This is a genomic window from Enterococcus sp. FZMF, from assembly GCF_030263915.1.
GTDB classification, from domain to species: domain Bacteria; phylum Bacillota; class Bacilli; order Lactobacillales; family Enterococcaceae; genus Enterococcus_D; species Enterococcus_D casseliflavus.
Map to the genome: position 1 here is coordinate 1,646,714 of NZ_CP127160.1, position 14,366 is coordinate 1,661,079.

At 40.7% G+C, this 14,366-nt stretch carries 17 protein-coding genes; 3 read left to right on the forward strand and 14 right to left on the reverse strand.

What is annotated here, in order from left to right; translation table 11 throughout:
• Window positions 1-99: 99 nt before the first annotated feature.
• Window positions 100-1,041: a ribosome small subunit-dependent GTPase A gene (gene rsgA, locus QN079_RS07995; protein ID WP_289230687.1), complete on the forward strand. Its 942-nt coding sequence runs from the start codon at window positions 100-102 to the stop codon at window positions 1,039-1,041.
• 315 nt (window positions 1,042-1,356) lie between these two features.
• Here rsgA and QN079_RS08000 read toward each other — a convergent pair whose 3' ends face one another.
• The 4 genes from QN079_RS08000 to QN079_RS08015 form a co-directional block, all read right to left on the reverse strand.
• Window positions 1,357-1,710, reverse strand: coding sequence for a DUF2200 domain-containing protein (locus tag QN079_RS08000; RefSeq protein WP_015509694.1), 354 nt, complete (start codon window positions 1,708-1,710; stop codon window positions 1,357-1,359).
• A 95-nt stretch (window positions 1,711-1,805) separates the two neighbouring features.
• The gene (locus QN079_RS08005; RefSeq protein WP_005226077.1) at window positions 1,806-2,093 is read right to left on the reverse strand and encodes a hypothetical protein; all 288 of its coding nucleotides are present in this window, start codon (window positions 2,091-2,093) and stop codon (window positions 1,806-1,808) included.
• On the reverse strand, window positions 2,090-2,368 hold the full coding sequence (locus QN079_RS08010; protein WP_010748343.1) for a hypothetical protein: 279 nt from the start codon (window positions 2,366-2,368) through the stop codon (window positions 2,090-2,092). Before QN079_RS08010 ends, QN079_RS08005 begins: the two co-directional genes overlap by 4 nt.
• Window positions 2,369-2,404: 36 nt before the next feature.
• On the reverse strand, window positions 2,405-2,773 hold the full coding sequence (locus QN079_RS08015) for a hypothetical protein (RefSeq protein ID WP_289230688.1): 369 nt from the start codon (window positions 2,771-2,773) through the stop codon (window positions 2,405-2,407).
• Between the two features lie 213 nt (window positions 2,774-2,986).
• Here QN079_RS08015 and QN079_RS08020 point away from each other — a divergent pair, with 213 nt between their 5' ends.
• Window positions 2,987-3,373, forward strand: coding sequence for a hypothetical protein (locus QN079_RS08020; RefSeq protein ID WP_195960693.1), 387 nt, complete (start codon window positions 2,987-2,989; stop codon window positions 3,371-3,373).
• Between the two features lie 159 nt (window positions 3,374-3,532).
• Here the strand turns inward: QN079_RS08020 and QN079_RS08025 are convergent, their stop codons facing one another.
• Complete coding sequence (locus QN079_RS08025) at window positions 3,533-3,943, reverse strand: hypothetical protein (protein ID WP_289230689.1); 411 nt, start codon at window positions 3,941-3,943, stop codon at window positions 3,533-3,535.
• A 1,159-nt stretch (window positions 3,944-5,102) separates the two neighbouring features.
• Here QN079_RS08025 and QN079_RS08030 point away from each other — a divergent pair.
• Entirely contained in the window at window positions 5,103-6,092 is a 990-nt protein-coding gene (locus QN079_RS08030) for an IS30 family transposase (RefSeq protein WP_002337512.1), read from the forward strand.
• 719 nt (window positions 6,093-6,811) lie between these two features.
• Here the strand turns inward: QN079_RS08030 and QN079_RS08035 are convergent.
• The 9 genes from QN079_RS08035 to QN079_RS08075 form a co-directional block, all read right to left on the reverse strand.
• Window positions 6,812-6,964 carry a hypothetical protein gene (locus QN079_RS08035; protein WP_170927527.1) on the reverse strand — a complete coding sequence of 51 codons (153 nt, stop codon included), beginning with the start codon at window positions 6,962-6,964 and terminating at the stop codon, window positions 6,812-6,814.
• Window positions 6,965-7,084: 120 nt separating this feature from the next.
• A complete protein-coding gene (locus tag QN079_RS08040) occupies window positions 7,085-7,933 on the reverse strand; it encodes a sce7725 family protein (RefSeq protein ID WP_289230690.1) in 849 nt (282 codons plus the stop codon).
• 15 nt (window positions 7,934-7,948) lie between these two features.
• Window positions 7,949-8,617: a hypothetical protein gene (locus QN079_RS08045; RefSeq protein WP_289230691.1), complete on the reverse strand. Its 669-nt coding sequence runs from the start codon at window positions 8,615-8,617 to the stop codon at window positions 7,949-7,951.
• A gap of 326 nt (window positions 8,618-8,943) precedes the next feature.
• Window positions 8,944-9,342 carry a hypothetical protein gene (locus QN079_RS08050; protein WP_289230692.1) on the reverse strand — a complete coding sequence of 133 codons (399 nt, stop codon included), beginning with the start codon at window positions 9,340-9,342 and terminating at the stop codon, window positions 8,944-8,946.
• Window positions 9,343-9,479: 137 nt separating this feature from the next.
• A complete protein-coding gene (locus tag QN079_RS08055; protein ID WP_289230693.1) occupies window positions 9,480-11,747 on the reverse strand; it encodes an AAA family ATPase in 2,268 nt (755 codons plus the stop codon).
• A gap of 18 nt (window positions 11,748-11,765) precedes the next feature.
• Window positions 11,766-12,245, reverse strand: coding sequence for a DUF6530 family protein (locus QN079_RS08060; protein WP_005235941.1), 480 nt, complete (start codon window positions 12,243-12,245; stop codon window positions 11,766-11,768).
• A gap of 289 nt (window positions 12,246-12,534) precedes the next feature.
• A complete protein-coding gene (locus QN079_RS08065) occupies window positions 12,535-12,792 on the reverse strand; it encodes a TfoX/Sxy family protein (protein WP_060791929.1) in 258 nt (85 codons plus the stop codon).
• Window positions 12,785-13,327, reverse strand: a complete 543-nt coding sequence (locus QN079_RS08070) for a GNAT family N-acetyltransferase (RefSeq protein WP_289230694.1) — start codon at window positions 13,325-13,327, stop codon at window positions 12,785-12,787. Before QN079_RS08070 ends, QN079_RS08065 begins: the two co-directional genes overlap by 8 nt.
• 180 nt (window positions 13,328-13,507) lie before the next feature.
• On the reverse strand, window positions 13,508-14,356 hold the full coding sequence (locus QN079_RS08075) for a DegV family protein (protein ID WP_005235946.1): 849 nt from the start codon (window positions 14,354-14,356) through the stop codon (window positions 13,508-13,510).
• Between the last annotated feature and the right edge of the window lie 10 nt (window positions 14,357-14,366).

The window sequence follows — 14,366 nt, forward strand, 5'->3', positions numbered from 1 at the left end:
ATAGAAAGGGGAAATGTCCTATGACAAATCAAATGAAGCAACATCAACTCGGAGGTTTCTCTTTTTAAGTGCGGCCTCCTAATTAACTGGAGGGAAATCATGGAAAAACAAGGAATCGTGGTCTTTCAGGCTAAGGATATCGCAAAAGTCCGCCTGACTACAGGAGAAGAATGTTTAGCAACCGTTTCAGGAAAATTTCGTCAACAGGCACGAGCGCCAAAGGATTATCCTATTGTTGGCGATTTTGTCCAAGGGCAGGTGTATGATCAAGATCATTTCTTGATTGATGCTTTGCTCCCACGAAAGAGTTTTTTACAACGGAAAGTAGCCGGAAATCGGACGGATGAACAAGGGATCGCTGCGAACATCGACACGGTTTTTATTGCAACTAGCGCCAATGAAGAATTTAATTTCGCTCGGTTAGAGCGCTTTGTCACGATCGCTTGGGACAGTGGCGCTAACCCAGTGATTCTCTTGACCAAAGCCGATCAAGTCACAGCTGATGAAAAAGCAGAGCTGCTGCAAGCATTAAACGATGCTTTTGGTGTGAAAGCATTCGCTACTTCTATTCATGAACCGAACGAATTGCTGACAGAAGCCTACTTTTCAGACGGAAAAATCAGTGCATTTATCGGTTCGTCAGGCGTCGGGAAGTCCAGCTTATTAAATCAGCTCATGGAACAAGCCGTTCAAAAAACCAATGACATACGAGAGGATAGTCGAGGACGACACACGACGACGAGTCGCCAGTTGTTCACACTGCCCTCTGGCGCAATGATCATCGATACTCCTGGCATGCGGGAAGTTGGCATCAGTACCGTTCGGTCAGCTTCGATCGAGCAATCCTTTGAAGCGATCAGTCAATATGCTGAAGGTTGTTTCTTCAGAGACAGTCAGCATGAAACAGAACCGAAATGTGCGGTAAAAGCAGCTATTGCTGCCGGTGAGCTTTCAGAAGCAGCCTTCGCTCGCTATCGCAAAATGGAAAAAGAGCTGGCGTATTTGAAACGAAAAGAACAGATCAAAGAAATGAAAAAGTAATAGTTAGCACTCCTTTCTATAAGAGGAGTGCTTTTTTGTACGTGTCAAGAGCGCCTTGTTGAGTAAAGAAGAGGAGAGCCGCAGCCAATGTTCTTGTGTTTTCATGAAAAGGCGGCCAATTTCAAAGGGCACTACATGCTAAGTGGTTGAACTAAACTAAGATCGCCTGCCTGGTTACAAACTGTCGTCAAGAAAAGCAGGATAAAAAAACACAGTGGGGTGTTGTCCCACTGTGTTTTGAGCAATGATTTGCCCCTGCCAAGGTATTTCTAGTATAAAGCGTTGATTCTTAAATAGCAACTCGAAAAAAACGCCTCATTCAGCAGAGCGCAGAATTTTCGTCATGGCTTTTCCTTTCGCCAATTCATCGATCAGTTTATCTAGGTAACGAATTTCTTGAACTATTGGCTCTTCGATCTCTTCTACCCGAATCCCGCAAATCACACCAGTAATCTGTTTTCGTGCAGGATTGAGCTGAGGGGCTTGCTTAAAAAAGCGTTCAAAAGAAACATCATCAGCCATCTGTTGGAGTGTTTCTTGGTCATACCCAGTCAGCCAGGTAATAATCTGATCTACTTCTTCTTTTGTCCGATTTTTCCGTTCTGCTTTGGCAATATACAGAGGATAGACTTTCGCAAAACTCATTTGGGTAATCTTTTGATTTTTCATGATAAACTCCTTTAGTCTTTACACAAAGTATACTTCATTTTTTTCTTTTTGCCGAGATTTTCAACGTTTGTTGTGTGCCAAAATAGGCGAGGGGACTAAAGGATGATTTTTTCTTCTTGTTCACGAAACCCCAATACCTTTTGTCGTGACTCGCCATCCCAATAGAGCAAGTCCAAATTCTTATGCAGCATTAGCTGTGTATATAATTCTTTCAGAGTCAGAGCAGGCTTTTTGGGTTCGAAAAATAAAATCAATTGGTTATGACTATCTTGTGCGATCGTCGTAAAAGGAATCAGGTTTTCTTTGTAAGTTAAATAAATTCCTTGGTAATCTGCTGCACTCGACGACGTTGTCAGTGCTGTCAAGAGGTCTCTTGCTCTCATAGTGAACCCGCCTTTACTGTTTTTTGTCGATAGGCATCGATATCCAACATGATTTTTGTTTTGCCGTACACCGTATACTTTTGCACCACGAATTGGTGGCGCTTATTCCAATAGCCACCCACAGTTAGAAACATGCCCTCATCAACATCCCCTAAAAAATTCAAACTGTGCTTCGCAATCAAACAGTTGGTGGTGCCTAGTGTAAAGCGGACCAAAGGGGAGGGGGCAAAGGAGACGATCCTTATTTTTGAGACAGCGCCTTTTTGTGTTTGCATCAGGTATTCCTCCTTTAGTAAGTAGTAAAAAGCGGATCATTCGTTGAGATCAAACCATTTTTTCTCTTTATAAAAAGCAACATGACGAATCTCATCATAATGGATTTTTTCTGTGGTTTCTCCCGTCAAATAAATGCCCAATGTGTCGTATCCGCTGATTTTTCCGACAATATCTGGGGGATAGCCGCCTTCTTCATTGACTTCTTCTCGTTGGATCGCCACAGTTACGTTCTTTTTCATCGCTTCGAATAAGCATTGATTGATTTCTTCCGTTGTGAGTGACGGCTTAGGCGGACAATCAAACGTGCGTGTCGGCTCTTCTTCAATTTCAGTTGTATGCTCAGATAAAAAGAATCCTTGCCACTTTAGCTTTTTCCGATCTTCATATGGTTGCAGCATACCCATAGCAATCACCTCTTATCTATATAATACAAACATACGTTCTCTTTTGTAAAGCGAACAGATTTTTAAATTTCTGATTCTTCTATGAAACATCTAAAAAGTGCATCAAACAAGGGGATAGTGGCGGGTATCGTTTTTTTATACTATATATGTTATAATTTATCCTGAAGGAATCATGAACGTTTTAGAAAATAGCTGGCGAAAAAGGAGAATAGTATGTCTGGATTAATTGTGGTCCTGCTTACGATCTACTTTGCAAGTAGGAAAGATAAAGAACAGTGGCTTTTTGATCGCAAACGATTGACTATTCTGGCGCTTATGTTTGTGATCGTCGGCATAAGTTGGGGCTTAAATGACAAAATAATGAAGGATCCTAGGAACCAAAATATTAGAAGTGATTTACTGTTTAATTATTCGTTCCCCTTATTGATATGTATGCTAGGTCTATTTATCAAAGAAATACCACGGTGGGGACGGATCGTGACTTTGTCATTTGGCTTTATGATTTTCGGGTATTTAGCTATGCACTATTTGATAGGGTTTCACAACCCGTATTGGGAAAATCTACAGCTAAGTCCATTGTATTGGCTACCAAGTGACTAGCCATACGAAAGTATCGCCAATGGAAACGAAAAAAAACACTCCCTTTATTGAGTGCTTTTTTTCGGCTAAATCACTGCAGCAAGATGTTTCTTTTCCCAAAAATTGGGTTGGACCTAAGTAGCAAAGGGATCATATAAGGAGAAGTCACGACTGTTTGAATCAAACCGATTGATTCTTGACTAAACCGTGTCTTTTGATCATTGCCAAAGTAAAATATGCGACGAGCGTTCCTGTAATTCCAAAAAGTAAATCGATTCGATCAGGGGTGTTCATGAAGCCAAAGATAGTCTCGCTCAATAGATTGGCAATGAGTAAGAGCAGGGTCAATAGTGTGACGGCTTTAAATGGCGCACCTACGAGAAGCCAAAAGTACCCCAGTAAGCCAATAATCAAACTAATCGAAAAATTGGAGATATGAAGATAAAAGTCAGGATACATCGAAGTAAAGAAAGAAATGTCCAAGTACTTTGATAAGTAGAGGAAGAGGGCTATGAACACGAAAAGCAAGTAGAGGAGTGACGCCCAGATTTTTGGTAAAAAGACTAGCTTTAATTGGTTCTTCTTTTTCATTTTTATTCTCCTTTTAGAATTGTCAGCTTATACGGATGGAATTGCTTTTATCGGGTGTTAATTACACAAATGGAAAAAACAAGCTGCAAACCAGGCAAATCAGTAGTCTGCACCTCATTAATGGTAAAATGAGTTGAGGTGATAAAATGACAATAATAAACAATCAGCGATTATGGTTAGGTATAGGGATAGAAATTATTTTGCTCATATCATTCAGCATGATTATGTATTTCATCCTGACGAGTGGCAACTTGAAGCAAAACCCGTTCAGCAGTCGCCGAAAAGGAAAAATAAGCTTATGGATAGCTGCTGGTTTGATTTTACTTGCCATGGTTCTAGTATTCCAAGGAATGATCAACGGCGCTTTATTCAGACTTTTTTAGCAAAATATGGACGTTTATGGCGACCTATGAACATTACAATTATATTAAATAACGAAATACCCTAAGTTATCTACATGATTTTAGGGTTCTTTTTTATCGAATCATGTAATAGATATTTGTTGGCATTTGCAACGTCTAACTACTTGTGTCAGAATTTTGAAACGGATTTGCTATATGAATAAAGTTCTAGGTAAAAAAGCTCAAAGATTTTCAAAATGATTATAGCATACAATCAAACCGATTGGTTCGTGAATCAAGGCTGATAGCTTGAATCTGTATTTGCTGAGATAAAAAAGACGAATCCGTATGTAACTTGCTACAAGACCGTTAACAATCTGTTGATCAGTAAATCATAAAAAAAGAATCTGAAGAAACTTGTAAAATAAGAAATTCTTAGCTTTAGTTGAATTTTAGATGAATTAGTGACAATTTCCTGATAAAAGTCATTCGGAGGGAGGTAAAATGATGCAAAATTGACTTGAACTGTCTAAAATATCACGAACTCTTTTTCGAATACAACTCCTGAATAGTAAAATAAAGCGCAACAAACCTCCACAAACTTATATTGATGCTCGTTATTTAATATGATACGATTTGCCTGCATACTGCAGGGAGTACGATTTGATTATGAACACAGATATGATAGCCTTGTATCGGCTGAGCTGACTTGTCTTAAGTTAGCTCCTAGTTGGAAGCGGATCTCATATCTGTGAAGGTTCATTGTCAAATCATTCGTTGCCGTAGTAATTAATAGAGCAAGGGAGCTAGTTTGATACATGGTATATAAACATTTAACCGCTGAAGAGCGTGGAAAAATTGAAGCCTATCTTGACGAAGGATTACGACCAGCTGAAATAGCACGTAGATTAGATCGCCATCGTTCAACAATCACTCGGGAGATTCAACGGGGGACTGAAGCTAGAAAAGCCAACAGTATCGCACGGTTGCCTTATCAAGCTTCAAGTGCACAAAATATCGCTAAATTGCGGAAAAAAAACTGTGGAGTTACTAAAAAAGCCACGATTCACAATACCAAAACTATTTTAAAATATCTGAATCTAAAATATTCTCCAGAACAAATTGCACATTCCATTAAAAGCGTAAAGGTATGTACATCCACGATCTATAACTGGATTTACTCAAAAACCATTGATTTCAACATCAAAAAGCTTAGGAGACATGGAAAAAGATATAAAGTAAAGTCATCTGGATCGAAGATTCGCATTGATCGAGCTTTCTTTGAAAATAGAACCATTGATTTGCGCCCAGAAGCTGTTCAGCTTCGTACAGAATTTGGTCATTGGGAAGCTGATACAGTAGTTTCAAAACGAGGCATATCAACCTGTCTAGCAACTTTTATCGAAAGAAAGACACGACAATACGTAGCAATTAAACTCCCTAATAAAACAGGCCGCGCTATGATGGCAGCGATTAAAAAACTAATAGAAATGTATCCTCAAGGGGTAAAATCTATTACTTGTGATCGAGGAACTGAATTTGTAAATCAATTTCAAGTCGGTCTTATTGAAGACACCTTCGGGTGCAAAATTTACTATGCAAATCCGTATGCACCTCATGAACGTGGTTCTAACGAAAATCATAATGGATTACTTAGAGAATATTTCCCTAAACCGTTTAATTTTAAGAATGTCTCGCAACGTATCGTCGATGACGCTGTAGAAAACTTAAATACTAGACCAAGAAAAATTCTAAATTGGAAAACACCAGCTCAAAAGTTTAAACTAGAATACGCGAGAATTACATGATATTTTCAAGAGATTATTTCATTTGTTATAAAATGTTTTTGTCGAACAATCGTATCAATTTAAGTTTACCGACAGGGTTTAAAAGAGCAAAAGACGAACTATATTTATATAAAAGTAATGTATAGTTGCGCTTAATCTTAACATTCGCCTTTCGAATACAACTTTGTATAATATATATTATGTAAACTAAAATATAAAATTTTTCGAACACCGTATTTAGTGGATAATTTTACGGCTCCCCTCCCTCTTATTTAGGAATATTTCCTTCAAATTCACCTAATTGGCAGCATAATCCAAAAAAATGGTCATTTGAGCGATAGTTTTAGATTTTTGTTGGTTCTACGAGTGAAACAACATGCAACTGACAAATTATGGCTGTACCTTTGTCTGTATTTGATCTTGTTGATTCTTGAATCTTTGAATTCAAGCTTTGTTTGCAGCTGCTGGCCAAACTCAATGAATCAGTCAAGTATCGTTATTCACGATCTTATCAGTAATGATTCGCACTTAACCCAGCAAATTTGTGCTAACTAATAGCCTAATGGGAATCTTGATCACAGGCAAACCAGCAGCGCTATAAACAAGAAACGTTTCGTTGCGTTCAGTTTTCACCTAAACGGATCAGATTCCCATAGCGAGTCCTAATCAAGGGTTCACAGTCATCTAAGTACAATTTTCGTTTTGTTGCTGTCATTACTTTATTGGCAGCAACAAAAGTTTCAAACTATGTAATACAGGATCGCTGAAAAGACAATGATCAAAATGACCAAGACAACGATTAGTTGATTTAAACGTTGAATAAGCAGATTTTTCTTATTTTTTTCAAATTCTTTTCCTTCATTTCGATAATATTCTCTATCTTTTGTTCCCACGAGCGCCAACTCCTTTTCCCTGATTTTATCACTATCCTGAAAACAATGGGTGCAATCAAGGTATTTTGTACAATAAATGGCAGTATTTTGTTAGAGCCTACAATCGTATGCGTATAGCGACTAAATAAGACGACTGACGAGTTCCAAGTGATTCATAACGGCGGCTTTCCGAATAACGCCCATACCAGGAAACGCCCCTTGCTGATAAGCAGCAACTAATAGCTGCAGCCCAGCTGTTTGTGTAGGATACTCTTCCTCATGCTGCAACAAAGCTTCCATGACTTCAAAAAACTTTTCTTTCTGACTTGGTAATTCTTCCTCAGAAAATAAGTGAACGATTCGCAAGTCTTGCTCTGCTGTCGGATAGATCCAATGCAAAACCAACCGTTTTGAGGGATAACTGTGCTCATAATAAATTTTGCTATCGACAGAAAAATCACTAAATCCCGCATAGCCCAATTTATGATAAAGATGATGGGTTTTTGAAAATCCTTCGTCTGGACATTCTGTATAAAAACTATTTTTAGGTAAACGGGTAAACGGATCTTCCATCAGTAGTTTCGGGCCGTTGATTTTATTTAACAAACGAAACTCTTTGCTTACCAGCACCGGCAGCGTATTTTCCCGCCAATCACTAGCGAGTGCTTGGTCCGCTTGATGAATGATCCAAAGATCAGGCTTTTCTTCCACTGTTTCAATGGGACGATCTACGATCATTGCTTTAGGGGCAGCAACATTTTGCAACTCAGCTAATCCCTCTGCCGTCAGAAAAGCCCCCGCCTGTGGATTGCGAACCAGATAAAAAGGATGCTGCTTCCTTTGAAACAGCTCAATGGTCGTCCAAAACGTTTTTGATTGCTTGACTGGTTCAATGATCGGCTGGATCGCGTCTGACAAACAATCTTGTTCCAACAGTGCTTTCAACGCCAATAAATCAAATTGTTTTCCACGAATATACGGGAAGTACATCTTCTTCTCTCCTTCTTACTCGCCTGATAAAAAACGTTTTTCCAGCGCTTCATAGGCTGCTCTCGTAGCGGCCAATTCTTCTTTCAAGGCTTCGATCGCTTGCAGCTGAGTATCTTCAATAAATCGATCATAGTAATTGACTCCACCACCGAACAAGTCATACTCAGGCTGACGTTTCTTCAGTTCTTGGTACAAACGTTCTGTTGAAAATACCCGCAATCCTCGAGCAGTCTGTTTTGCTTTGCCGACTTCTCGCGCTTGTGCCGAAATCAACCGAAACAATAAGGCATTTTCTGGAACCTGCAGCTCTTGCCGTTGGGGCTTCTTTTCGACACTGAAATACCCTTTGCTGCCCGTTTCTTTTTCAAGAAATGCATGATAGACCAGAACACCAATTGTAGGTCCAATCTGATCTTTGACTTTCTCATACAATGCCTTGGGTAAGACAAAATAATTATAATTCCCAATAAAGGATAGTTTTGCTTTTGAGCGAAAATCTGCCAAACTAACCTTGAGTTCGTAGCAACGCCATTCAAAGGTAGTTTCAGTCGTCAAGCGACAACTCAAAGTATCCACGATGCCGTGATCATCTGGCATGACTACCTCTTCTACCACAATATCACTGTTTTCACGACAATAATAATAAAGTGCCTCTTCCATTTCTAAAGTTAAGGATGTCTTCACAAATTCACGACCTTTGTCTTGTTTCACCTATTATAAAACATATGTTCGCATTTTGGAAGAGGGAAATAAAAGCAGCCTATCATCCCCTCACCCATTCGGGTATCCGTTAACGAGAATCTCTTCAACCGTCCTCTTTGTACCGCGGAATCGTAACAAAAAAAGCAGCAAGAGCACACCAAGTTGAGCGATTAATAGACCTTTAAAGGGAAATTCAAAAGTAAAGCCTGCGGGAAGATGAAAGAAATGGAAAAAATCCTGCAGTGCTTTATGACTAAGCCACAAACCGCTGACAAGCCCTATCAAACTAATAACAATGCTTTGAATGCCTACAAAAAAAGTTCTTCTAAGGTGATTAACAACGGAGACTGTCCTAACAACAACCGAATACTCAGAGATTGCTGCTCCTCTCCCAACAAATGAAAACGATACATGTGATTGCAGTGCCATAAAAAGGCGGCGATCAAGCCTACAGTTAGAACGCCTAGTACGAAGCGTAGTAACTGCAAAAAGAAAAGCCAACTGGCATACGTGAGATCCATCTGATTCTCACTGCTATTTGTTTCATATTGAAGCCATTGATGAAAAAACACTAGCCAATGCTCTGCAAAGATGGCGATGATCAGTAGAAGAATCGCCAATACACCACTCATCAGCAAACTGCGCCTACGAAGAGCCGCGTGCCAGCCGAATTGGCAAGGATAGTAGAAGTACCGCCATTTGTTCATGATATCTCTCCTTTTGGCGTCTATTTTACAGAACTTTCCAAATTTAGACAAATATCATCTTGTTTACATAATATAATTATGATCAAAAAAAGAGTGCGGCATGCAGTCCACACTCTTTTCCCTTTCGCTATCGACGTTTACAAATACCTTGTCAGTAGCTGCAACAAACGCTGCGGAAATTCTGTTAGATTGGAAAGATCAATAAAGCGTTCTTCCCCATAAATCGCTTTGATCACCTCTTTGTCTTGCCCAATAGCAGCTGCAAGAAACAGCACCCCTTGTCGTTCATAGTCAGCGATCACCTGCTGAATATCTTCTTTGGCTTTTCCCCCTGTATAATCAGGAAGAGCTTTTGGCTGGCCATCACTGATATTCAAGAGTAATTTAGTGGTTGCCGGCTGATGAGCGAGCTTTTCAGCTAGCACGCGCAAGACAGCTCCATCACGGTTATTTTGCCGAGGCTTCATTGTCATGAGTTTCTCTGGCACAAATTCAAAGCCTTCATTAAATTCTTTGTATGCAAAAAGCGAGGTTTTTTCACGAGCGGTCACGTCCGCTGTATCGCCATAGATCATCAATGGTAAAGATAAACGTTCGGCAAAAGTATTCACCGCTAAGACCGCCTGTTGGGCATACAATATCCGATCTTCTCGAATCATCGAACCTGATTCATCGATGCGCAAAGCAAGAGCTAAGGAAGGCTGTTCGTGAGGTGGATTCTTCTTGTCAAAGGTCCGGAAATCCTGATACGCAACCTTGCTGGCATCAAAGCGTGTACCACTGTACTTACCTTTACTGTATGCCGAAGCTTGTTCGTTTTCCAATACTTCTTGGGTTTGCTTGATCAATGACTCTACGATCGGCAGCAACGGCTGCAAACGCTGTTGGGCCTCAGTCGCTTTTTCTAAATCGACGGGTGGTCGATGAACGATCAGCCCTTCTTTGGCATGGATCGATTCTTTCAATGCTTGTCGTGCTGCCTTTGATGCCGTGGTTTTCTTTTCTTTCTCCTGGGCTTCATACGCTTCGATCGACAAAGAATGAGAAGCAGGAGCTGCCTCTTGTGTCTCACTCCCAGCTTTTGCTTGGCCATCATGACTATTGCGTTCTAGTTCTTCTGAAAACGTCGCCTCAGTTGCTGCGCTTTTCGCTTCTTGTTTTTCAGAATCACTGGTTTCCATCGTTTCCGCCTCAGTTTCTTGATTGACGGTCTCAAGGACTTGCTCATTTTTTAGGATGGGCGTGCCTTCTTCCACTACATTGCGTTGATCAGCCTCTTCACTGCTGATTCGGCGTCCTTTGATTTGTTCTTTAAAGGCATTTAGCGGTTGTCCAGAAAACAAAAGCCGCAATTGCGCCAATAACCCTGAAGCTTCTAACGCCTGTTGTAACAGAGAAAGCTCATTTGGATCGGTAGTGATTTTGTAGAGCACTTTGCTATCAATTGCTGTAAAGGGATCTTGTCCTTGTTTGACTGCATTTAACCAATAAAAATAAGAACGCATGCCCGCCACCCCTTTGATAGCGTTGGCTTTGGCGGTCACGTCTAGTAATCGTATGATTTCAGCCATTTTCTCTGCAGTCGTTTTGTCCGGATAATTGGTTTTGGCAATGCCTCGCTGCACCATGACTGCTAGCTCAGGTAAATCCATTTTTTCAGCATGCTGCATCCGATCTCGCAAGGATTCGTTCAAGGGGCGGTTGCCTTGGTAATTCCGATTCGTTGTGATGATCACCACACAGTCAGGGTGTCGTCGAACAAAACCGGTCGGGATATTTAGCATCCCGTTTTGTTCAAGGGCCGAGTTTAGTGCCACTAGTACCGAAGCATCACGAATGACCGTTGGTTCTTGAATCTCAAGCAAATAGCCTTTTTCCAGCGCCCGTACGATTTCGGAGGGATAAAATTTGTATTGAATCGTCGGTTGCTGATCACTGGTTTCAATCCGTTCGATCAGTTCCGCAAATTTCGCCCGTGCCCGCTCACGAGTCAAGGAAAAATGCCGCTGGATCAAAGCCAAGACATCTTCAAAACAATCACTTTGATAAATCGCATCCAGCAAGTCCTTGTCCTCTTCTTGGTCGGTGTTGATCACTGGTAATAAAGCACCAAATACATCTGACTTATCCATATCCGCAAAGCAGGTGATTTTGGTGTAGGGCAGTTGCAAGTCGGCAGAAAGTGCCTTTGCCAACTGAGTCTTACCCGACCCAGCATCGCCTTCCAGCAACACATTGAAGATCTTCATCTCTGGATCCGCCCAATTCAACGCGATCTCTGAAGCAATTCGCAGTTCTTCAGCACTGGTCTGATGACTTTGTGGTTTTTTCCAAATCATGGTTTGTTCTAATTTGCTAAAAGCGCGTCCTTTCGTTACGACAAAAGACGGTTGATGTTTTGTCATGGCAATCTGCTCCTTTTCTTAATAACCTAGCTCATCTAAAAGCCGCTTTAGGATTTTGAAGCGTTCGCCGTATAGCTCGCCATCTTTTTGCAAGGAATCATAAAAAAGCAGAATGTCTTCGTCGATTTTAGGATTTTCGGTGTCTACTTCAACGGTCATACGATTTCCTTGCAGGCCAATGATCTCGATCAACGGATTTTCAGGATCGTAAAACTTTTCATGGCGATAGGCCTCTTGAAAATACAAACTAGATTGCGCCACTAAGATTGCTAGATCTAAGATTCTAGTGAGGGGTAGTTCTTCTGACTGACGAGACCATTTTTCACCTGTATGGCGCCAAACCTTGCCTGAGATATCGACTTTTCCGCGATCATTCCATTGTGCTAATCCGAGGGAAAGGCCTTTTGCATCTGTATGTAACGCATTTTTTCCGTCAACAGTATCATAGTCTTCCACTTTAATGACGGGCTTATGTTTCAAGTTTTCTGGTATTTTCATTATTCTCACTCCTTGTTTAGTAAATTAGTAATTTACTAGATAGAGTAAGTATAATGAGGAAGCTGGTTTGGAACAAGCAAAAGGTCTTTTCTAGTAGCTAGGGACAGATGTTTAGTTGATTTTCAGTGGCAAACGATTCTGTCCATGACTGCGGCGATTTCAGGAACCAATACCAATGTGACCAATGTGTCTTCGCTGAATGAGGAAACAAGTCGTAAAAAAGCACTTGATAAGAAGCATCTAAAAACAAACGCTCTTAAAAAGTACTTTTTTATGACGCATTACTTCACTAACTCAATTGATTGAAAAAAAGGCGCAACGCTTGTTTTCTCTGATATGTAAGCTGTGCTTTAGGAATGCCTTGGATCGCCCCTTCAATGCCGTAGAGCATATGCAAGCAAGCGTCCGCATCACATTGGTGGCGGATAGCTAGAAAAACCTCTTCGGCCGTTTTTGTGCGTAGTTGTTCAGGGGTATTGATGCCGATACGAACCAGGTGATCCGCTAAAACCTGACCTACATTTGGTAATTTTTGCAGTTCATTCATAGGTTTCTCCTTTTTGATTGTGGTCATTCTGCCCGTCTTTCTCTTGACGAATCAACGCATAGAGCTTCATATCGAACAGCTGCTGGTTTTTCTCCGCATGCTTTCGCAAAACGCCTTCTAACGTAAAACCTGCCTTTTCCAACACACGACAAGAGGAATGATTCTTCGCAAAAGATTCAGCAGAAATACGAACAATAGTTGATGTAGTAAATACATAGTCACATAGTTGCTGAACAGCTTGGGTCATCAAGCCTTTTCCCCAATACTCTTGTGCAATCGAGTAGCCAATCTCATCCGTTCTATAATGGATATTTTCTTTGCGAACAGCACGGATACTGCCGACTGCTCGGTCATCCACAGTGATCGCAAAGGCAAATTCTGCTTCCTCCACAGATCGAATATAGGCTTGTGTATCTGCGACCGTATAGGGGAATGGCAACCCATCTCGTAAATAATCGTGGATGGTTTGATTATTTAACGCATGGGCTAAATCTTGTGCATCGCTCATTTGCCACCTTCTTAAGGAACACTTCATAGCAATTCCTCCTTTATCAGTCCTTCATTTTGATCCTATTGTACGAGTTTGTGTGATTTTTTACAAGCGAATCTCAAAAAAGCAGAAAAAAGAACCAGCTAGACAAACGTCTAACTGGTTCTTACATACATCCATCGTCTTGAAAAGATAATGGCGTGATAAACATAGAAAAAATAAAAATTATTGCGCTGAAATAGCGATCCCAATGGCTTTTTCGCCTAAATGCGTGCCGATAACTGGTCCGAAGTGACCAATCTCAATTTCTGCATTTGGGTATTTCGCTTGTAGCTTCGCTTTTTCTTCTTTCGCTACTTCTAAATTATTGGCGTGGATTACATAAAATTTAACAGGCAATGCGATTTCTTGCTCCCGTTGACCAATGATATCTTCTGCGCGATTGAATGCTTTTTTACTGGAACGAATGCGCTCGTAAAGCACAATTTTTCCTTGATCAAAGGTCAAGATCGGTTTGATTTTTAATAATCCGCCAATCAAGGCTGCCCCATTGGTTAAGCGACCGCCGCGAACCAAGTTATTCAAGTCGTCCACGATTAGATAGGCATAGGTATTGTCTCTGATAGTGTCCAGATGGGAAATGATCTCTTCGACGGTTTTGCCCTGACTTGATAGATCAAGAGCGGTTTCTACCATGTGACCCATCGGCATACTTGTGATTTTCGAATCGTAAGGAATGATTTGAACGCCTTCGATTTCATCGGTGATTCCATAAAGCGTTCCGATAAATCCAGAGATCCCGCTTGATAAGTGTATACTAATGATCGTGTCGTAACCGCGATCTTTCAATGACTCATATAAGGCTAACACTTCTCCTAATACCGGTTGAGAAGTGGTTGGGAATTCTTTGCTGTTTTTCAGCAAAGCGTAATACTCATCAGCTTCAATATCGATACCCTCATTGTAGACTTTTCCATCTAAAATAACAGGGATCGGTATGATAAACAAATCTTCATGGTTTTTGATCCGTTCCGGCAGATAAGCTGTACTGTCAGTAACAACGGCTAATTTCATTCTTTTTCCT

Bases quoted from the DNA above. Each gene is read 5' to 3' on its own strand.
- rsgA (WP_289230687.1), top strand. From the start codon at position 100: ATGGAAAAACAAGGAATCGTGGTCTTTCAGGCTAAGGATATCGCAAAA.
- QN079_RS08000 (WP_015509694.1), bottom strand. From the start codon at position 1,710: ATGAAAAATCAAAAGATTACCCAAATGAGTTTTGCGAAAGTCTATCCT.
- QN079_RS08005 (WP_005226077.1), bottom strand. From the start codon at position 2,093: ATGAGAGCAAGAGACCTCTTGACAGCACTGACAACGTCGTCGAGTGCA.
- QN079_RS08010 (WP_010748343.1), bottom strand. From the start codon at position 2,368: ATGCAAACACAAAAAGGCGCTGTCTCAAAAATAAGGATCGTCTCCTTT.
- QN079_RS08015 (WP_289230688.1), bottom strand. From the start codon at position 2,773: ATGGGTATGCTGCAACCATATGAAGATCGGAAAAAGCTAAAGTGGCAA.
- QN079_RS08020 (WP_195960693.1), top strand. From the start codon at position 2,987: ATGTCTGGATTAATTGTGGTCCTGCTTACGATCTACTTTGCAAGTAGG.
- QN079_RS08025 (WP_289230689.1), bottom strand. From the start codon at position 3,943: ATGAAAAAGAAGAACCAATTAAAGCTAGTCTTTTTACCAAAAATCTGG.
- QN079_RS08030 (WP_002337512.1), top strand. From the start codon at position 5,103: ATGGTATATAAACATTTAACCGCTGAAGAGCGTGGAAAAATTGAAGCC.
- QN079_RS08040 (WP_289230690.1), bottom strand. From the start codon at position 7,933: ATGTACTTCCCGTATATTCGTGGAAAACAATTTGATTTATTGGCGTTG.
- QN079_RS08050 (WP_289230692.1), bottom strand. From the start codon at position 9,342: ATGAACAAATGGCGGTACTTCTACTATCCTTGCCAATTCGGCTGGCAC.
- QN079_RS08055 (WP_289230693.1), bottom strand. From the start codon at position 11,747: ATGACAAAACATCAACCGTCTTTTGTCGTAACGAAAGGACGCGCTTTT.
- QN079_RS08060 (WP_005235941.1), bottom strand. From the start codon at position 12,245: ATGAAAATACCAGAAAACTTGAAACATAAGCCCGTCATTAAAGTGGAA.
- QN079_RS08065 (WP_060791929.1), bottom strand. From the start codon at position 12,792: ATGAATGAACTGCAAAAATTACCAAATGTAGGTCAGGTTTTAGCGGAT.
- QN079_RS08070 (WP_289230694.1), bottom strand. From the start codon at position 13,327: ATGAAGTGTTCCTTAAGAAGGTGGCAAATGAGCGATGCACAAGATTTA.
- QN079_RS08075 (WP_005235946.1), bottom strand. From the start codon at position 14,356: ATGAAATTAGCCGTTGTTACTGACAGTACAGCTTATCTGCCGGAACGG.